This is a genomic window from Pseudoduganella violaceinigra DSM 15887, from assembly GCF_000425385.1.
GTDB classification, from domain to species: Bacteria; Pseudomonadota; Gammaproteobacteria; order Burkholderiales; family Burkholderiaceae_D; genus Rugamonas; species Rugamonas violaceinigra.
Map to the genome: position 1 here is coordinate 446,445 of NZ_AUDI01000001.1, position 19,505 is coordinate 465,949.

Annotated in this window: 12 protein-coding genes; 2 read left to right on the forward strand and 10 right to left on the reverse strand. The window is 64.2% G+C overall.

The genetic code is table 11. The features are described 5' to 3' along the window. Positions 1-44: 44 nt before the first annotated feature. From nusA to H597_RS0102235, 10 genes are all read right to left on the reverse strand, one after another. A complete protein-coding gene (nusA, locus tag H597_RS0102190) occupies positions 45-1,610 on the reverse strand; it encodes a transcription termination factor NusA (protein ID WP_028100680.1) in 1,566 nt (521 codons plus the stop codon). Continuing rightward, positions 1,607-2,095, reverse strand: coding sequence for a ribosome maturation factor RimP (gene rimP, locus H597_RS0102195; RefSeq protein ID WP_028100681.1), 489 nt, complete (start codon positions 2,093-2,095; stop codon positions 1,607-1,609). Before rimP ends, nusA begins: the two co-directional genes overlap by 4 nt. A 290-nt stretch (positions 2,096-2,385) precedes the next feature. After that, positions 2,386-4,380 carry a 23S rRNA pseudouridine(2605) synthase RluB gene (gene rluB / locus H597_RS0102200; protein ID WP_028100682.1) on the reverse strand — a complete coding sequence of 665 codons (1,995 nt, stop codon included), beginning with the start codon at positions 4,378-4,380 and terminating at the stop codon, positions 2,386-2,388. After that, positions 4,367-5,098, reverse strand: coding sequence for an SMC-Scp complex subunit ScpB (gene scpB / locus H597_RS0102205; RefSeq protein WP_028100683.1), 732 nt, complete (start codon positions 5,096-5,098; stop codon positions 4,367-4,369). The genes rluB and scpB overlap by 14 nt, the downstream gene beginning before the upstream one ends. Positions 5,099-5,274: 176 nt before the next feature. After that, positions 5,275-6,285: a glucokinase gene (locus tag H597_RS0102210; RefSeq protein WP_028100684.1), complete on the reverse strand. Its 1,011-nt coding sequence runs from the start codon at positions 6,283-6,285 to the stop codon at positions 5,275-5,277. A 253-nt stretch (positions 6,286-6,538) separates the two neighbouring features. Next, positions 6,539-7,495: a VTT domain-containing protein gene (locus H597_RS0102215; protein WP_035372864.1), complete on the reverse strand. Its 957-nt coding sequence runs from the start codon at positions 7,493-7,495 to the stop codon at positions 6,539-6,541. A gap of 29 nt (positions 7,496-7,524) precedes the next feature. Beyond that, positions 7,525-9,726 carry a response regulator gene (locus H597_RS29430; RefSeq protein ID WP_154667914.1) on the reverse strand — a complete coding sequence of 734 codons (2,202 nt, stop codon included), beginning with the start codon at positions 9,724-9,726 and terminating at the stop codon, positions 7,525-7,527. Between the two features lie 59 nt (positions 9,727-9,785). Further along, complete coding sequence (locus H597_RS0102225; RefSeq protein ID WP_028100686.1) at positions 9,786-11,453, reverse strand: ABC transporter ATP-binding protein; 1,668 nt, start codon at positions 11,451-11,453, stop codon at positions 9,786-9,788. Position 11,454: 1 nt separating this feature from the next. Then, positions 11,455-12,480 carry an ABC transporter permease gene (locus H597_RS0102230; RefSeq protein WP_028100687.1) on the reverse strand — a complete coding sequence of 342 codons (1,026 nt, stop codon included), beginning with the start codon at positions 12,478-12,480 and terminating at the stop codon, positions 11,455-11,457. A gap of 12 nt (positions 12,481-12,492) precedes the next feature. Further along, positions 12,493-13,428: an ABC transporter permease gene (locus H597_RS0102235; RefSeq protein WP_028100688.1), complete on the reverse strand. Its 936-nt coding sequence runs from the start codon at positions 13,426-13,428 to the stop codon at positions 12,493-12,495. A 262-nt stretch (positions 13,429-13,690) separates the two neighbouring features. On the opposite strand from H597_RS0102235, the gene H597_RS0102240 reads away from it, so the two are divergent. Continuing rightward, positions 13,691-16,447, forward strand: a complete 2,757-nt coding sequence (locus H597_RS0102240; RefSeq protein WP_028100689.1) for a TonB-dependent receptor — start codon at positions 13,691-13,693, stop codon at positions 16,445-16,447. A 238-nt stretch (positions 16,448-16,685) separates the two neighbouring features. Next, positions 16,686-19,493 carry a TonB-dependent receptor gene (locus tag H597_RS0102245; RefSeq protein ID WP_028100690.1) on the forward strand — a complete coding sequence of 936 codons (2,808 nt, stop codon included), beginning with the start codon at positions 16,686-16,688 and terminating at the stop codon, positions 19,491-19,493. The last annotated feature ends 12 nt before the right edge of the window (positions 19,494-19,505 follow it).

The following is a 19,505-nucleotide window of genomic DNA, read 5'->3' on the forward strand; positions in this document are numbered from 1 at the left end:
TCCTCTTTTCTATGTGTCTCGATGATAAATAAAGCTGCTACTACTTAGGCCTTTGCGGCTTCGGACGATGCCCATGCCTTGGCTTGCAGGGCCTTGGCGCGATCATCGTACTTACCGTCGACCAGCTTCATTTCATCGTCGGTCACATTCTCAAACTCATTCGAAATCAATTCACGTGCACGGTCCGACGACAGGGCCAGGATGGCGCCAAACTCGTCGTAGGCCAGACCGGCGAAAGCCGCCAGGGTCTTGATGCCGGCGAGGCCCAGCTTGCCCGCGGTAACGCGGTCCATGCCGTCCAGGCCAACCAGCGACTCTTCCATGCCTTCCAGGCCCTCTTCCGAAGCGATGGCCTCGGTCACCAGGGCGTCGCGGGCACGGGTGCGCAGCTCGTTGACGGTGTCCTCGTCGAACGCTTCGATGTCCAGCATCTCGGAGATCGGCACGTAGGCGATTTCTTCCAGGCTGCTGAAGCCTTCTTCCACCAGGATGTCCGCCACTTCCTGGTCCACATCCAGTTTTTCCATGAACAGCGCACGCACGGCAGCGGTTTCGGTGGCCAGCTTGTCGGCCGATTCTTCCGCGGTCATGATGTTGATCTTCCAGCCGGTCAGGTCGGAAGCCAGGCGCACGTTCTGGCCGGAACGGCCGATGGCGATTGCCAGGTTTTCTTCGTCGACCACCACGTCCATCGCGTGCTTGTCTTCGTCAACCATGATCGAGGACACGTTGGCAGGAGCCAGCGCGCCGATCACGAATTGCGCAGGGTCTTCCGACCACAGCACGATGTCCACGCGCTCGCCACCGAGCTCGCCGGTCACGGCCTGCACGCGCGAACCGCGCATGCCGACGCAGGTACCGATCGGGTCGATGCGCTTGTCGCTGGTGTACACGGCGATCTTGGCGCGTACGCCGGCGTCGCGGGCAGCGGATTTGATTTCCAGCATGCCTTGTTCGATCTCTGGCACTTCCAGTTCGAACAGTTTCATGATGAATTCCGGCGCGGTGCGCGACAGAATGACTTGCGGGCCGCGCATATTGCGGTCAACGCGCAGGATGTAGGCACGTACGCGGTCGCCGATACGCAGGTTTTCCTTAGGGATCATCTGGTCGCGCGGCAGGCGTGCTTCGATCTTGCCGGATTCGACGATCGCATCGCCGCGTTCCATGCGCTTGATGGTGCCGGTGACCAGCGCGTCGCCGCGCTCCAGGAAGTCTTGCAGGATCTGTTCGCGTTCCGCATCGCGCACGCGCTGCAGGACCACTTGCTTGGTATCCTGGGCGAAGCGGCGGCCGAATTCCACGGATTCGATCGGCTCTTCGATGTATTCGTCGACTTCGATGTCTGGGATCTGTTCCTTCGCTTCGAACAGCAGCACTTCCTGGTCAGGCAGCTGCAGGCCCGCTTCGTCAGGCACCACGTGCCAGCGGCGGAAGGACTCGAACTCGCCGCTCTCACGGTCGATCGAAACGCGAATATCCACTTCGCCTTCATAGCGCTTCTTCGTGGCTTGCGCCAGTGCGAATTCAAGCGCGCCGAACACGACTTCCTTGTCGACGTTCTTTTCGCGCGCCAGCGCATCAACCAATAACAATACTTCGCGACTCATGCTTTGCGGCTCCCAAAATTCACCTGCGGCACCAAGCGTGCCTTATCAATGTCCGCGAGCGTGAAATTCAGCACCGCCGGACCTTCTTTACCTTCAAATTCAATACCCAGTTGATCGCCTTCAGGCTCCGTCAGGAGGCCCTGGTAGGACTTGCGGTTCGCAGTACCGGGAATGGCCATGCGCAGCTTGACGATCGCTTCGCAGCCGGCAAAACGGACAAAGTCGGCAAACTTGCGCAGCGGACGGTCCAGGCCAGGCGACGAAATTTCGAGGCGTTCGTAAGGAATATTCTCGACCGTCAGCAAGTGCGACAGCTGATGGCTCACCGTGGCGCAGTCTTCAACCGTGATCGGACCTTTTTCTTCCGCATCTTCCGCCGTGAAATCGATATAGACACGCAGCAGACCACGTTCGGCCCGCTCGAAATCCACCAGGTCGTAGCCGAGGCCAGCGACGGTTTTTTCAATCAATTCAGGCAGTTGCAAAGAAAATCTCCAGATACTTAAAACGATTCAACCAAAAAAAAATGGGCAACTGCCCATCTTTCGTTACTGCAGCCAGATGAAAGCACTCTCAGCGGAATTACCTGCGAAGAACTTTAACTAGGCTGCTCATTATAGCGCGATATTGATTTCGCTGCAATGCCGCATACCACATCGGATGCGGGTATAACAATAGCAAGGCGCTGAAAATCCAACACCAATCCGGCAGCGCGGAGTCAGGGCCCTGGGCTCAGACTCCGGTACGCGACGGTCGCCGGCCCGATTTACGGGCCTTAGCCTTTACGCCGGCGCGGCATGCCATGATCGGAGGCGCCGCCGCGCGGCTGGTGCCCGCCGCGGCGCTGCTGGCCCTGGTTGTGGCCATGCCCCTGGCCGGCGAAACCGAACGTGGTCATCAGGGGATCCGGCTGGCGCGGGCCAGCCTGGCCCTTGCCTTTACCTTTACCCTTGCCGCCAGCGGCGCCAGAACCACCACCGGCAGCGCCACGCCCATGGCCACCCTGCTGCTGGTCGCCAAAGCCCGAGCCGCCGCCATGGCGCGGAGCACCATAAAACGCGCCCTGCCCCTGGCCACGGCCGCCGCGCGGCGCCTGCGGGAACGGATCGGCATTCTTGTTGCTCACATCCATACGATTGCCATTCGGCTCGCGCTCGCGCTTGCCCTGCCCCAGGCCCGGGCCTTGCCCCTGGCCACCCTGCGGCTTCTTGCCGTCGCCGCCGGCCGCCCCGGCGCCAGCGCCGGCCTCTTTCTTGAAGCCCACCGCCGTCAGCAGGTCGCGCACGGTGTTTTCTTCCATCTCTTCCCAGCGGCCGCGCTTCAGGTTGCTCGGCAGGGTCAGCGCGCCGTAACGGGTACGGATCAGGCGCGACACGGTCAGGCCGATCGCTTCGAACATGCGGCGCACCTCGCGGTTACGGCCTTCGCCGATCACCACGCGGTACCACTTGTTGACGCCTTCGCCGCCGCCGTCGGCGATCTTGGTGAACTGCGCCAAGCCGTCTTCCAGCTCGACGCCGGCCAGCAGCTTCTGGCGCATGCCTTCTTCCAGCTCGCCCAGCGTGCGCACGGCGTATTCGCGGTCGATGTTGTAGCGCGGGTGCATCAGGCGGTTGGCCAGGTCACCGGAGGTGGTGAACAGCAGCAGGCCTTCGGTATTGAAGTCCAGGCGGCCGACGGCCAGCCATTTGCCGGTCTTCATGGTCGGCAGGCGGTCGAACACCGATGGACGGCCGTCCGGGTCGTCGTGGGACACGATTTCGCCGGCCGGTTTGTGGTAAACCAGCACGCGCGGCGGCTTCTTGGAAACCTTGCGCTGCACCAGCTTGCCGTTGATACGCACCGCATCGGTCGGCAGGATGCGCTGGCCGATGTGGGCCGGCTCGCCGTTCACTGACACGCGGCCGGCGATGATCAGTTCTTCCATATCGCGGCGCGAGCCCATGCCCGCCTCCGCCAGCACTTTGTGCAGCTTCGGTGCGTCGTCTTCCGCGGTCAGGTCGCGGCGCGCCTTGACCGCCTTGCCGGAACCACCCTCGTCGCGGTCGAACGCGTCCGACGTCACGAAGGAGAACACCGCATCGGCTTCGGACGACTTGTCCTTGTTCTTGATCTTGTTGCCAAAGGCGCCGTGCACGCGCGGCTTCTGGCCTTGGCCCTTGCCCTCGCCGGCAGGCGCGCCCTGGCCTTCGCCCTGCGCAGGCTTGCCGTGCTTGCGGCCCTTGTGCTTCCCCTGCTTGTCGTGGCGTTTTTCCGCCGGCACGGCGGCCGGCCATGGGCTGCCGCCTTCGGCAGCACCGGCTTCGCCGGCGGCAGCCGGTTCACCGGCCGACTCCGTGGCAACAGCGGCGGCAACGGCGGCTTTCTCAGCCTGGCGCAGCGCACGCTGTTCGCGCATCTGGCGCGGGCCGCGCGGCGCACGGCCACGCTCCCTGGACTCCCCGTCGGCATCGGTGGCAGCTGCGGCAGCAGGCACCGGTGCGGCTTCCACCGCCGGAGCGGCTTCCGCTGCAACCGCCTTCTTGGCGCGCGGCTTCTTCACTGGCGCGGCGTCGGCGCTGGCGGCAGGCGGCTCGTCCGCCGCAACGTCGGCGGCGGCCGGCTTGCCGGCGGCCGCGCTACGGCGCTTGGGCTTTGGCGTCTCGCCAGCTGCCAGGGCGGCGGCGTTGTCGGCCTCGATCTGCGCCTTGGTGCGGCGTTTCGGCTTGGCGGGTGCGGCGTCGGCGGTTGCCGGAACGCCGGTTTCAGGGGTGTTATCAGGCTTGTTCATTATTCGTTTCTGCTAAGGGCTCGACGTTTTCGAGCGCCGGGTCGTCTGTTACCAACGGCGCCTCGTCCGGCGTCGCCTCGTTCTCTTCTACAGCTTGTGCTTCCAATGCCGCTTTCTCGAAGTTCTCTGTCAGCCTTGCCTCCAGCACTTCCAGCGGATTTTCATTCTGTGTATCGCTGATCTGCTGCAGCGGCGGCAGTTGCGACAACGATGCCAGCCCCAGGTCATCCAGGAACTGCTTGGTGGTGCCCAGCAAGGCCGGGCGGCCCAACACATCGCGGTAGCCGACCGTATCGACCCAGCCGCGGTCTTCCAGCATCTTGATCGTCTGCGAATTCACCGCAACGCCGCGGATTTCCTCGATATCGCCCCGGGTGACCGGCTGCCGGTAAGCGATGATGGCCAGGGTTTCCAGGGTGGCGCGCGAATACTTCTGCGGCTTTTCCGGATTCAGGCGATCCAGGTACAACTTCATTTCGGGCCGGCTCTGGAAGCGCCAGCCGCTGGACAGGCTGACCACCTCGATGCCGCGTCCCTGCCAATCCAGGCGCAACTCTTCCAACAATTCCTTGATCGTATCGGCGCCAACCCCCACGCCGAGTGCGTTGCCCTGGTCGTCGGTTTCGACGTACAGCTTTTTCAGGCTGTGGATCGATAAGGGTTCACGGGCGCATAGCAGCGCGGCTTCGAGGACTTTCTTAGCCTCTACATTATCCATACACTAACGGTAGAAAAAACCATGCAAGAAGGCGCCGGACCGCTGCGCGCCGGGGCGAGAGTCTCAGATGGAGAACGTTTTCAGGGCGAAAACAAGGCTGGTGACGGGCACCGCTTCATCCAACTAAGCCAATTGTACCTGATAAAACCGGGAAGAAGTGTAAACGCCTGTATCACTCAAGCGGCCAGGCGCTCGGAAAGAATGGCTGAAACACCAACGAAAGCCGGATACTCAGCAGTGATCACATAGGTGGGGATGGCCGCCAGATACGCGCGGAAACGGCCTTTCTCCTCGAAACGGGCACGGAAACCGGAGCGGTCGAAGCGCTCGCCCAGGCGCGGCACGATGCCGCCGCCAATATAGATACCGCCGGTCGCCCCCAGGGTCACACCCAGGTTGCCGGCGATGGTGCCCAGCATGGTGCAGAAAAATTCGATCGCCGCATCGCACAGCGGGCATTCGCCGGCCAGCGCGCGGCGGGCGATTTCCGGCGCCGGCAGCATCGGCTCCGCATGGCCGCGCTGCGCCACCAGGGCGCGGTAAATCAGCTCGATGCCGACACCCGACAGCAGGCGCTCGGCGGACACATGGGAAAACTCGGTCCAGGCGTACTGCAGGATCGCCACCTCGTCCGGATTCATGGGCGGGAAGCTGACATGGCCGCCCTCGCTCAGCAGTGCGGTCCAGCCGGAGGCCGACGGAATCAGGCCCGACACGCCCAGGCCGGTACCGGCGCCGATCAAGCCCAGCGGCGCGCCCGCTTGCGACTGGCCGCCGCCGACCTGGCGCTTCTGGTGTTCGGCCAGCAGCGGCAACGCACGCGCCAGCGCCGTGAAATCATTGGCCACCACCAGCACCTCGAAGCCCACCGCCAGGCGCAGCACCTCGATCGAGAATGCCCAATGATGGTTGGTCATCTTGACGAAATCGCCATTGACGGGATTCGCAATCGCAATCGCCCCGTGGCGAATGCCCGCACCGGCCACGGCAAGCACGTCCGGCAACGCCAGATACGCCATCAGCGCATCGGCCAGCGAGGGATAGGCGGCACAGGCCAAGACGTGGATATGTTCGATCCTGCCGGGCGCCAGCTCCAGCGCAAACCGGGCATTGGTACCACCCACATCGGCCAGCAGGCGCGGGCTTGGGAAGGCAGCAGGCATTGCGGAATGGATCTGGGCAGTCATGGGCACAAGCTGTGAAGTTGAACCTTAATGCTAAGGGATACATTAGCCAAGACGCAAGGACTTCTTTGTAGTTTGAGTACAAGACGCAGGCAAAACACCTTTGAATACTACATTTCGGGAAATGATCAAGGTAGTATGACTACTACAGCTCGCGTAAAAAAGCCGGTGTCAGCTCTGGCAATCGGACATAAAGCGCACGTTCGTGCGCTTTATGTCCGATTGCCAGAGCTGACACCGGCTTTAATATTGCTACTTAGTGACGGGAGTCGGCGGCAATTTCCAGCGACGCGCTGTCGCTGCGGAAGGCGGTGTTCCAGGCATCCAGCCCGCCGTGCAGGGGCTTGGCGCGCTTGTAGCCGTGCGAGTGCAGCTGCTTGGCCACCTTGGCCGCGGTGACGTCGTTCGGGCAGCTGCAGTAGACGATGATGTGGCGGTCTTTAGGCAGGGCCTTGATGACCGCCAGCGGGTCGCTCGATCCCACCAGCAGCGCGCCCGGTACCGGCGGGTCCAGCATTTGCGCGGTGGCGCTGCGGGCGTCCACCATCACCGGGTCGTGGCCGGCGTCCAGCAGTTCCCGCAATTCGTCAATGCTGATGCGTTCGGTCTGCATCGCTTTCTGGAAGCGCCGGCGTTCGATGAACTTGGCCAGGACGAACAGGCCCAGCAGGATGGCCAGCACCGTCAGCGCGGTCGAGCCCATGGTCGACAGCACGTCCAGCACCTTGTCGACATCGGCATGGAAATAGGCGCCGATGGCCAGGCCGGCCGCGCTCCACAGCAGGCCGCCCAGCAGGCTGAAACCGAGGAAGGTGGGCATGGTCGTGCCCAGCGCGCCCGCCATCGGCGGCGCAATGGTGTTGAAGCCGGGGATGAACTTGGCCACCACCATCGACTTCGGCCCCCATTTGCGGAAATTGTCTTCCGTCTGGCTGACGCAATAATCGGGCGAGAGGGAAATTTTGCACAGCAGCTTGAGGATGCGCCGCCCGAAACGGCGCCCGGCGCGGAACCAGAAGTAATCGCTGAGCAGACAGGCCAGCATGGCCACGCCCAGGATCACGGGGAACGGGGTGCCGCCGTCGACGGCCAGCGCTCCCGCCACAATCAGGATTGGGTAGGCCGGGATCGGCAACCCCATCTGTTCGACCAGCACCACGGCAAAGACGATCAGGACTCCATACTGCTGCAACAAGGTAATTAGGTTAGCCATAGTCCCACTATGGTAGCGCAAATCAGCGCCTAGGACAGTGCGCCTTCCACGTATTGCACCGAGAGTTGCTGCTGCAGGATGCGGAACAGCCGGTCCTGCTCCACCGGCTTGCGCAGGAAGTCGTCGGCGCCCGCGGCCAGTGCCTGCTGGCGCGCCTCGTCAAAGGCCGAGCTCGCCAGGATCAGCACGCGCGGCTGCGGCAGGCCGCGGTCGGCGCGCAGGCGGCGCACGGTTTCCAGTCCATCCAGCAGCGGCAGGCGCCATTCCATCAGGACCAGCTCCGGCCGCAGGCGGCCGATGGCGTCCAGCGCCTCCACCCCGTCCGCCGCTTCATGCACGTCGAAGCCGGCCGGCACCAGCAGGCCGCGCAGCAGGTGGCGCCCATCGACGCTGTCGTCGGCCACCAGCACGCGCCGGCCCTGGTGCGCCGGCGCCAGCTGCGGCGGCCGGGCCATGCCGGCGGCGGCATCGGCCTGCTCGGCTTCGATGGTGAAGCGCCATGCCGGTCCGCCGCCCGGCGCGGCGGCCACCTCCAGCTCGGCCCCCATGATGTGCACGTACTGGCGCGAGATCGCCAGCGCCAGTGCGCCGCTGTCGGCCATGCCATCCCGGCCGGCGTGCACGGCGAATGCCAATCCGTGGCGGCCGCCCGGCAGGGCCGTCGCATGCAGCGAGACGGTGACGCGGCCCTCGTCGGCGGCCTTGAGCGCCAGCGAGACCAGGTTCAGCAGCACCTGGCGCAGCTTGGCCCCGTCCAGCATCAGCGCCGGCGGCGGCGCCGCGCCGTCTAGCCTGTACGCCGCGCGCGCGCCAGCCATGTCGCACACATCGCGCAGCAACTGGGCCGCATCGACCGCTTCGCGGTGCAGGCCGACGCCGCCGGCTTCGATGCGGGACAGTTCCAAGAGGTCGTTGATCAGGGCCAGCAATTGCTGGCCGGAGCGGTGGATCACGCCCATATTGCGCTTTTCCTCGGCCGACATGGTGGACGAATGCGCCATCAGCCGCGAGAAGCCGATCACCGAGTTCAGTGGCGCGTGCAGCTCGTGGCTCATGGCGGATAGGAACACGCTCTTGGCGCGGCTGGCCGCCTGCGCCTCTGCCACCGCCACCGACAGGGCGGCGGTGCGCTCGGCCACCAGCTCCTCCAGGTGGCTGCGGTGGCGCCGCAGCTCGTGCTCGGTCTCGGTGGCGTCGCTGACGTCGATGCTGACGCCCACCATCCGCACCACCTTGCCCTGCGCGTCCAGGAAGGAGCGCGCCATCGAACGCAGGTGGCGGATCGCGCCGTCCGGCCGGCGGATGCGGAACTGCAGCGAGAAATCGCGCTCGCCCCGCAAGGCCGCCGCCACTTCGGCGCGCGCGCGCTCGCGGTCCTCCGGCAGCAGGCGCTCCAGCCAGGCTTTGTAGTTGCCGCCGCCCAGCCGCGATGTCTGGCCGTACTGGCGCATGGTTTCGTCGTCCTGCGCCAGTTCGTCGTGCATCACGTCCCAATCCCAGATGCCGATGCGGGCGGCCCGGGTGGCGACGCTCAGACGCTCTTCGCTTTCGCGCATGACGCGGTAACGGTTATCGAGCAGGCTCCACATGGTGTGGATGGATTCCTTCAGGGTGCGCAGCTCGCCGAAGAACCAGGCCCGCTGCGGCGTGTCGCCGGTCAGGTACTGGCCGACCGCCTTCAGCGGACGCAGGATCAGGAGCCACAGCAAGCCGTACACGCTGGCCACCAGGACCGCCGCCAGCGTCACGATCGCCAGCAGGTGGGCCTGGCGCCGTTCGCGCAGCTCCTGCTGCGCGTAGGCCGGCGTGGCGAACACCTTGACGGTGCCGATGCTGTCCCCTTCGGCCAGGATCGGACGCTGCGCCACCAGCATGTCGGGCGTGGTGTGCAGCGGCTGGCCGATTTCCAGCTGGTTGCCGGCGCCGCGCTGGACCACGATGGCGCGCTTGCTGCCGGTGATGTACAGCACGACGGCGTGCAGGTCGCGCTGGTTCATGCTGGCGCGCATGATGGCCTGCACCTGGCGGTCGTCGAAGTTCCAGGCCGGTAGCGCCACGCCCAACGCCAGCTGGTCGGCGCTCATATCGAGCACGTGCTGCAGCTCCTGCCAGCGCTTGTCGCTCTCGGACGAATAGGCATAGGCGGCGAACACCAGCAGCACGGCGCTGACGATGGCCGTCAATGCCACGCTTGCCAATAGTGCAATGGAGGCAACCTTGTTCGAACGCAAAGACCTGCTCCGGTCGGGACGCCGCGGTGTGCGGCGTATGGGCAATCAGTGTGCCACGATCACGCCGCCTTGGGAATGGCCGCCAGCAGCGAGCGGGTATAGGGATGCTGCGGGTGGCGGTAAAGCTGGTCCGAATCGGCCATCTCCACCGCTTCGCCCTGATGCATCACCAGCACTTGGTCGGAAATGTACTTGACCACCGACAGGTCGTGCGAAATGAAGATATACGACAGGCCGTATTCGTCCTGCAGGTCCTGCAGCAGGTTCAACACCTGCGCCTGCACCGAAACGTCCAGCGCCGATACCGATTCGTCGCATACCAGGATTTGCGGCTTCATGGTCAGGCAGCGCGCGATGGCGATGCGCTGCCGCTGGCCGCCGGAAAATTCGTGCGGATAGCGGTGGTAGGCCTGCTGCGGCAGTCCCACGCGCTCCAGCAGGGCCAGCGCCATGCGGGAGCGCTCCGCGTCCGTGGCGCCGATTCCGTGCAGCCGCATCGGCTCGAGCAGGATCTGGCCGACCGTGAAACGCGGGTTCAGCGAGGCATACGGGTTCTGAAAGATGATCTGGATGCGGCGCTTGAAGGGCTGGAACTCCTGCGCGCTCATGGCCAGCAGGTCGCGGCCTTCGAACAGGACGCTGCCGCCGCTGGCCTGGTGCAGGCGCAGCAGGGTCAGGCCGAGGGTGGATTTTCCGCTGCCCGATTCGCCCACCACGCCCAGCGTCTTGCCGCGCGCCAGCTTGAACGAAACCCCCTTCAGCGCCTGGAATTCGCGCTTGCCGAACAGGCCTTCGCGCAGCCAGAAGCTTTTTTTCAGGCCCTGCACCTCGAGCACGATCTCGTCGCCGGGCGCCGTGCCGCGCTGGCGCTCCGGCTGCGGCGCCAGCGCGCCGCCCTGCATATAGTCGGCGATGACCGGCAGGCGGCGCGGACGCGCATCGAGCGACGGCCGGCAATGCAGCAAGGCGCGCGTGTACAGGTCTTTCGGCTCGGCGAACACGGCGCGCGCGTCGCCCGCCTCGCGCACCTCGCCGTGCCGCATGACCACCACCTGGTCGGCGATTTCCGCCACCAGCCCCAGGTCGTGGGTGATGAACAGCACCGACATCCGGTGTTTCTTCTGCAGGCCGGCGATCAGCTCCATGATCTGCTTCTGGATCGTCACATCCAGCGCGGTGGTCGGTTCATCGGCGATCAGCAGCTTGGGATTGCAGGCGATGGCCATGGCGATCATCACGCGTTGCTGCTGGCCGCCCGACATCTGGCCCGGGTAGGCGTCCATCCTGGCCGCCGGATCCGGGATGCCGACCTCCTCCAGCAATTCCAGCGTGCGGGCGCGCGCCGCGCGCCGGTTCATGCCCATGTGCAGGCGCAGCACTTCGCCGATCTGGAAGCCGACCGTAAACACCGGGTTCAGCGAGGACATCGGCTCCTGGAAGATCATCGCGATCTCCTTGCCGCACATGGCCCGCCGCGACGCTTCCGGCTGGTGCAGCACTTCGCGCCCCTCGAACAGCACGCTGCTGTCGCGGTCGACCAGCGCGGTCTGCGGCGGCAGCAAGCCCATGACGGCCAGCGAGCTGACCGACTTGCCGCTGCCCGATTCGCCCACCAGGGCCACGGTGCTGTTATGCGGAATGTCGAAGGAAATCCCTTTGACCGCTTCGACCGTCTCTTTTTTGCCGGTACGGAAGCTGATGCGCAAATGGCGGACCTGGAGCAGCATGTCATTTCACCTTGGGATCGAGGGCGTCGCGCAGTGCGTCGGCGAACAGGGAGAAGGCCGTGACCAGCAGCGCCATGGCGCTGGCGGCCGCCACCAGCTGCCACCACTTGCCAAGGACCAGTTCATTCTGGGCCTCGTTCAGCATCGAGCCCCAGCTCACCACCCCGACCGGCACGCCGAAGCCGAGGAAAGACAGGATCACTTCGGCCTTGATGAAGCCGACCACCAGGATCGACAGCTGCACCAGGGCCACGTGGCTGACATTGGGGAAGATATGGCTGAACATCTTGCGCCAGGCGCCGGCGCCGATGGCGTCGGCCGCCATCACGTATTCGCGCGCCTTGTGCTTGATGTACTCGGCGCGGATCAGGCGGTACGGCCCGGTCCAGCCGGTCAGGCCCAGAATCAGCACGATGGTCGACACCCCCTTCTGCTGCAGCACCGCGGCCACCGTCAGTATCATCAGGATCGAGGGGATCGAAGTGAACACGTTGTAGAACCAGTTGAAACAATCGTCCACCAGGCCGCCGTAAAAGCCTGACACAGCACCAAACAGCGTGCCCAGGCCGACCGCCAGGACCGCCGCCGCCAGGCCGACCACGATCGAGGTTTCGCCGCCCTTGATGGTCTTGCTGACGATATCGTGGCCCCACTTGTCGGCGCCGAAGGGCAGGCTGGCGGCGCGCGTGGCGGAAGGCTCGGCCACCGCCTTGCCCAGGGTGGCGCGCAGCGCGCGCAGGTCGTCCGCCAGCGGGTCGAATTCATTGGCCGGCGGCGCGCCGGCGGCCAACTGGCCTGCGGGCGCCGGCCCGGCCTGCGGCGCGCTGGACGCGGCGATGAAGCTGGGCGGCGCGTAGTTGAGCGCCACTTCCTCTTCCCAATCCGCGGCCACCAGGCCGCACGCCGAGGCGGCCAGCAGCAGCAGGAATGCCGCGACCACGGCCAGCGCCGCCATCGCGACGCGGTCGGCCCGCAGGCGGCGCCAGGCCAGCAGCCAGAGCCCGGCGGAATCATGAATTGCGTGCATGCCTTGTCCTTGCTACTTGAGCTGTATGCGCGGATCGACCGCCTGGTACAGCAGGTCGGCCAACAAATTGAAGACCATGGTGGCCACGGCAACGTAGACGGTGATGGCCTTGATGACGGGGAAGTCGGAACGCTCCACCGCCAGGATCACTTCGCGGCCGATGCCCGGGATGCCGAAGAAACGCTCGAGCAGGAAAGCCCCGATCAGCATGGCCGGCAGGCCCGCCATCACATGGGTGATGATCGGGATCGCCGCATTGCGCAGCACATGCACCCACATGACGCGCCGCTCGGACAGGCCCTTGGCGCGCGCCGTGCGCACATAGTCCTGCCCCGTTTCGTCCAGCATGAAACTGCGGTACAGGCGCAAGGTCGGCGCCAGCGAGACCGCCAGCCCGATCAGGATCGGCAGCGCGGCAAAGCGCAGGTTGTCCGGCAAGCCGGCGCCCCAGCCCTGCACCGGGAACAGGCCGGCCCTGTAGGCCAGCCAGTATTGGAACACGATGATGTAGACCAGGATGGAAATCGACATGCCCACCGTGCAGGCCAGCATCAGCACGCGGTCGGTCAGCGAGCCGCGCAGGAAGGCGACCGCCAGCGCCAGCGCGATCCCCAGCACGGTTTCCAGCACGGTCAGCGGCACCAGTACCGTCAGCGAGGGCCCCAGCCGGCTGGCGATGATGTCCGACACTGCCTCGCCCGTCGCCCAACTCTGGCCAAAATCAAAGCGCGCCACCTGCTTCAGGAAGATCCCCAGCTGCACATACCAGGGCTGGTCGACGCCCAGCTGGCGGCGGATGTTCTCGATGCTGGCCGCATCCGACATCTTGCCGGCCAGAATATACGCCGGGTCGCCGCCCACCCAATTGAACAGGACGAACACCAGCAACACCACCCCCAGCAGGGTGGGCAGCATCTGCCAGCTGCGGCGCAGTAAATAAGTCAGCATCATGCTTTTTTATCAGCAACCCTTAGTATTAATACATAAGTAATTCACTTAAAAACGTTTCCGAAATGAGACGGATCGTCATAAATTTGTATCCACTGCCACTTTTCATTTGACGCAATCTTAGCCCGAATGATTTCATCTTTGCCGGGTGGAATCATATAGCGATGGTTCCTCCATGGGAGCGCCAAAGCAGTAATTTAATAAGCTGTAGCTCGACTTTTGTACCAAAACATTGGAGGTAGTAAACATGATGGAAAAAATCATGGCCCGTTCCGTTCGCATTGTATGCGCCAGCGGTATGGTCGCCACCCTGGCCGCCCCGGCATTCGCGCAAGACACCGCCAACGCCCCGCTGCAGCGCGTTGAGATTACCGGTTCCAGCATCAAGCGCGCATCCGCCGAAACCGCATCGCCGATCCAGGTCATCTCGCGCGACGACCTGGTCAAGTCCGGCAAGACCACGGTGGCTGAATACCTGCAGACCCTGACCGCCGACGGCGCAGGCTCCCTGCCGACCACCTTCGGTAACGGCTTTGCCGCCGGCTCCACCGCGATCTCCCTGCGCGGCCTCGGCGCGACCTCGACCCTGGTCCTGCTGAACGGCCGCCGCATGGCACCGTTCGCCCGTGCCGACGACGGCCAGAAGAGCTTTACCGACCTGTCCTCGGTACCAATGAACATCGTCGAGCGCATCGAAGTGCTGAAGGACGGCGCTTCCTCGCTGTACGGCGCCGATGCGATCGCCGGCGTGGTCAACATCATCCTGCGCAAGGACTTCACCGGCCTGGAATTCAAGGGCGAGACCGGCTGGTCGCGCTACGACGACGCCAAGCAGAACAAAGCTTCCCTGTCCTGGGGCATGGGCAACCTGGACGAAGACAAGTTCAACTGGGTCGTCAACGCCGAATACAGCCAGAACGACAAGCTGGCCGCCTCCGCGCGCAACGACCGCGACTGGATCGGCCACGGCGACCTGCGCCCATACGGCTACCCGCTGGCGACCCAGTTCGCCAACGGCTACATCACCAACGGCGCCGCCTCCGCCAGCCCGGCCGGCTCCCTGCTGAACCCAGCCACCGGCCAGTACGTTTCCCTGCCAGGCTGCGACCAGTTCTCCAACGTGACGCCGAAAGATCCGGCTGGCGGCTGCCTGTGGTACCAGGACAAGTTCCGCTCCATGCTGCCGTCCGTCGAAGGCATCAACCTGTACACCCGCGGCACCTGGCAGATCAATCCTGACCTGCAGGCATACACCGAACTGGGCTACTCCGACCGCAAGGCGTCCTTCACCCTGACCCCGGGCGCGTCCTCCAGCACCGTGGTGTTCCCAGGCGCGAACGGCGGACCGAACCAGATCATCAACTACGGTTCGACCATCCAGATGGCGGCCAACCATCCGCAAAACCCGTACGGCGTGGCCACCCGCGTGCGCTACTCGGCATGGGACGTGGGCGCCAGCACCCGCACCGCCGACAACACCTTCAAGCGCTTCGTCGTCGGCCTGAAGGGCAGCAATGCCGGCTGGGACTGGGAAACCGGCTTCACCCACTCGCAGTCCGCGCTGGACCTGGAGTGGACCAATATGCTGAACATGAAGGCGCTGAAGGCAGCGCTGGGCAGCACCACCAACCCGTACTATATCGGCGCCCAGGCTGGCAAGAACTCGCAGGCCATGTATGACGCCATCCGCACCACGGCCACTTCGCACTCGACCACCAAACTCGACATCGTCGACTTCAAGGCCTCGCGCGAACTGTTCCAGCTGCCTGGCGGCGCCATGGGTCTGGCGATCGGCGGCGAACACCGCCGCGAGAAGCTGTCCAACCCGAGCCTGAGCGGCACCGAAGACGGCACCATCAACTCGTCCTACACCGCCGCCTTCGGCGAAAACAAGGTTTCCGCGCTGTACGTGGAAGCTCTGGCCCCAGTGTGGAAAGGCGTGGAAGTGACCGGCGCCGTACGTTACGACAAGTACGACCACTTCAACTCCACCACCCCGAAACTGGGCCTGAAGTGGACCCCGGCCAAATCCTTCGCCCTGCGCGGCACTTACTCGGAAGGCTTCCGTGCCCCGTCGGCAGCGGAAAACAACCCGCTGTCCCAGGCGGTCGGCAGCGCTCCGGTGCGTGACCCGATCCGCTGCCCGAACGGCACCGCGGCTCCTGGCGCGTCGTCCAATGACTGCTCGATCAACGTGCAAGCGATCAAGATCGGCAACCCGAACCTGGAACCGGAAAAATCCAAGGGTTATACCCTGGGCATGGTCTGGGATCCGATCCAGGACCTGAGCCTGGCGATCGACGGCTGGAAGATCAAGCGCTCCAACGAGATCAACCCGGTGTCCTATGCCGAAGCGGCGCTGAACCCGAACGCCGTGCGTAACGACAACAACCTGAAGGACGGCAACGGCGTCGTGATCCCGAATTCGGGCACCCTGCTGGTGCTGGCCGGCGCCTACCGCAACTCGTCCTACACCCAGGTGTCGGGTGTGGACTTCGACGTGAAACAGCGCCTGCGCCTGGGCGACTATGGCCGTGCGACCATCGGCCTGAACTGGACCCACGTCGCGTCCTGGCTGCGCGCGGAATCGGACACCCTGAAGTACCAGTTCGCCGGCACCCATGGCAACTGCGATACCTCGAACTGCGCCGGTACGCCGAAGAACAAGGGCAGCCTGACCGCATCGTGGGACATCAGCCAGTTCAACCTGTCGACCGCGGTCAACTACCGCGACAGCATGAAGAACATCAAGTTTGAAGGCGACCTGTGCGCCAGCAAGCTGGCTGACGGCACCCCGGCGCCGAACGGTTGCAAACTGGCTTCGTTCACCACGGTTGACCTGTCCGGCCGTTGGAACTACAGCAAGCAGCTGACCCTGTTCGCTTCCGTGTCCAATCTGTTCGACAAGGTTGCGCCGCTGGATCCCCTGACCTATGGCGGCATCTCCTTCAACCCGATGGACGCTTCCGGCGCGATCGGCCGCTACTTCAAAGTGGGCGCGCAGTACAAGTTCTTCTAATCGCCTTAGTTGTATCCCTGAAAAACGGCACTTCGGTGCCGTTTTTTTTTGCGCGGGTGCGGCAGCCATGCCTGCTTGTGGCGCATATCCAACACTCAACGCCCTGCCAGCCCGCCATTCCCGGCTACCCAAACATTTATTTGTTTCAATTTGTTTCGAATTAACAATATCACATTGCTATGCATGCTTGCCGGTGGTCATATATGCCTCCCTTTATTCAAAAATGAGATGTTCAGCAATGGTTATTGAGAAAGTCCTGGCGCGCTCCCTGCGCGTCATGTTCGCCGGCAGCCTGGCAATCAGCAGCGCCACCGCCTTTGCCCAGGAAGCACCGATGCAGCGCGTGGAAATCACCGGCTCGAGCATCAAGCGCCTCGCCGCCGAATCGTCGCTGCCGGTGCAGTCGTTCAGCCAGAAAGACATCAAGAAGTCCGGCGTCTCCACGGTCACCGACTTCATCCAGCAAATGCCGGCGATGCAGGGCTTCTCCGTGGCGGCCGACTCGGTCGGCGGCGGCGGCGGCGGCGTGACCACCGCCTCCCTGCACGATATCGGCGAGGCCTACACCCTGGTGCTGCTGAACGGCCGCCGCGTCGCGCCATCCAACTCCGGCACCACCATCGACCTGAACTCCATCCCGCTGTCGGCCATCGAACGCGTGGAAGTGCTGACCGACGGCGCTTCCGCCCTGTACGGCTCCGACGCCATCGCCGGCGTGGTCAACTTCATCCTGAAAAAAGGCGCCACCGACTGGGAAATCAACGCCAAGTACTCGCGTCCGCAGGAAAGCGGCGGCGCCAGCAACGCCATCTCCCTGAGCAAGGGCTTCGGCGATATCGACGAAGACGGCTACAGCGTCTTCTTCTCGGTCAGCCACGACGAGCAGAAGCAGCTGAAGGCGTCCCAGCGCGCCTTCGCCAAATCCGGCATCGTCAACTTCAGCGACCCGGCCAACGGCAAACAGCTGCAATTCATCAACGGCTCTTCGCGCGCCCTGCCCGCCAACGCCGGCGTGACCTACGACTCCAGCGAGATCGATCCGAAAACCGGCAAACCGGTGGAAAAGACGGTCAACCTGAACCCATACGCGCTGGCCCACGGCGGCAAGTGCGCCGCCGTCAACGCCGACTTCTACGGCGACGGCAACTGCTACTTCGACAGCGCCTCGACCATCGAAATCAATCCGAAATCGCAGCGCGATTCCCTGTTCTCCTCCGGCAGCGTGAAGCTGGGCAAGACCGGCTTCAGGGCCTTCTATGACATGGCCTACACCGGCGCCAAGATCGTCGCCGCCATCGCCCCTTACCCTGCCGACTTTTCGATCACCAAGGGTTCTGCCCTGTACAACAAGTACATCCAGCCGAACCTGACCGCCGAGCAGGATGCCGGCGCCACCTCGGTCGTCGCCAAGTACCGCCTGTATGAAATGGGCAACCGTGTCTACGACTACGGCACCAAGGCAACCCACCTGGTGGCAGGCGTGGACGGTGCGATCGCCGGCTGGGACGTGAACAGCGCCCTGACCTGGTCCAAGAACAAGCAGACCCAGAAATATGTCAGCGGCTTCCCGCTGGCCGACAAGTTCCAGGCTGCGGTCGACGCCGGCTTCGACCCGTTCGCCTACGGCCTGGGCGAGATGCCGCAGACCATGCGCGACACCCTGCTGGCCACCGGCTTCTCGGGCACCTATGACACCCAGACCGTGGAAATGAAGGGCTGGGATGCCCGCGCCTCGCGCGAAGCGTTCCAGCTGCCGGGCGGCGCGGCCCAGATCGGCGTGGGCGCCGACTTCCGCAACACCTCCTACAAGATGAACCGCTCCGACGTGGCCAGGACCGGCGCCATCCTGTTCGACAACCCGCAAGTGGACAGCTCCTATGCGCGCGACAACTTCGGCGCCTACAGCGAACTGGTGATGCCCGTCAGCAAAACGCTGGAGGTGACCGGCTCGGCACGCTATGACCAGATCAGCGCGATTGACAATAAGCTCACTGGCCAGACCGTTGGCAATAAGGAAAACGCCGCCACCTGGAAACTCAGCGCCAAGTACACCGCCGCCAAGAACCTGCTGTTCCGCGCAGCGGCCGGCACCGGCTTCCGCACCGCCACCATGCAGCAAATCGCCGGCCCGCTGGAAGACTGGGGTGTCACGGGCGGCAATTACCAGTGCCCGTTGACCGGCGACATGGCCGGCCACCCGCTGGCCTCCTACTGTAACGGCGTCGTGCGCCAGCAGTTCGAAGCCTTCCGCGGCGGCAATCCTGAGCTGAAGCCGGAAAAATCCAAGCAGTGGAGCATCGGCACCGTGTTTGCGCCGCTCGATTCCCTGTCCATGTCGTTCGACCTGTGGAATGTGGAAGTGCGCGACCAGGTGACCGATGTTTCCGAAGGCCTGATCTTCGCCAACCCGGCCAAGTACGCCAATCTGTTCACCACCAAGCACATCAGCTCGACCGGCAAGGACGTGCTGGCCGTGAAACTGCTGCCGATCAATATCGGCAAGATGGAAAAGCAAGGCCTGGACTACGACTTCACCCACAAGACCAGGCTGTTCGACGGCAAGCTGACCAGCCGCCTGTCCGGCACCTGGATGCTGCGCTCGCGCTTCACCACGCCGGGCACCGACGACCAGTGGGAAAGCAGCCTGAACCGCTACGGTTCGGACGACAAAGTCAGCTTCCGCCACGTGCTGCGCGCCTCGACCAGCTATGAGCAAGCCAACTGGACCCACACCCTGGGCGCCAGCTACCGCAACGGCTACACCGACAAGGAACAGACCCTGGACGGCTGCGCCGTGATCGTCGCCGGCCAGCCGGGCGAATGCTATGCCATCACCCTGCGCGTGCCGAGCTACACCACCTTCGACCTGCAGTCGGTATACCGTCCGGCCAAGAACGTGGAACTGACCGGCGGCATCCTCAACCTGTTCGACCGCAACCCGCCGTTCAGCCTGCGCAACACCGGTTCGCACCAGGTGGGCTACAACCCGTCGTACTCGTCGGCACTGGGCCGCCAGTTCTACCTGAGCGCTTCCTACAAGTTCTAAGCAGGTAGCGCC

What these genes read in the sequence shown, in the direction of transcription:
- H597_RS0102235 (WP_028100688.1), bottom strand. Translation starts at nt 13,428, where the DNA reads ATGCTGACTTATTTACTGCGCCGCAGCTGGCAGATGCTGCCCACCCTG.
- H597_RS0102215 (WP_035372864.1), bottom strand. Translation starts at nt 7,495, where the DNA reads ATGGCTAACCTAATTACCTTGTTGCAGCAGTATGGAGTCCTGATCGTC.
- H597_RS0102210 (WP_028100684.1), bottom strand. Translation starts at nt 6,285, where the DNA reads ATGACTGCCCAGATCCATTCCGCAATGCCTGCTGCCTTCCCAAGCCCG.
- nusA (WP_028100680.1), bottom strand. Translation starts at nt 1,610, where the DNA reads ATGAGTCGCGAAGTATTGTTATTGGTTGATGCGCTGGCGCGCGAAAAG.
- H597_RS0102240 (WP_028100689.1), top strand. Translation starts at nt 13,691, where the DNA reads ATGGCCCGTTCCGTTCGCATTGTATGCGCCAGCGGTATGGTCGCCACC.
- H597_RS0102225 (WP_028100686.1), bottom strand. Translation starts at nt 11,453, where the DNA reads ATGCTGCTCCAGGTCCGCCATTTGCGCATCAGCTTCCGTACCGGCAAA.
- rluB (WP_028100682.1), bottom strand. Translation starts at nt 4,380, where the DNA reads ATGAACAAGCCTGATAACACCCCTGAAACCGGCGTTCCGGCAACCGCC.
- scpB (WP_028100683.1), bottom strand. Translation starts at nt 5,098, where the DNA reads ATGGATAATGTAGAGGCTAAGAAAGTCCTCGAAGCCGCGCTGCTATGC.
- H597_RS0102230 (WP_028100687.1), bottom strand. Translation starts at nt 12,480, where the DNA reads ATGCACGCAATTCATGATTCCGCCGGGCTCTGGCTGCTGGCCTGGCGC.
- H597_RS0102245 (WP_028100690.1), top strand. Translation starts at nt 16,686, where the DNA reads ATGGTTATTGAGAAAGTCCTGGCGCGCTCCCTGCGCGTCATGTTCGCC.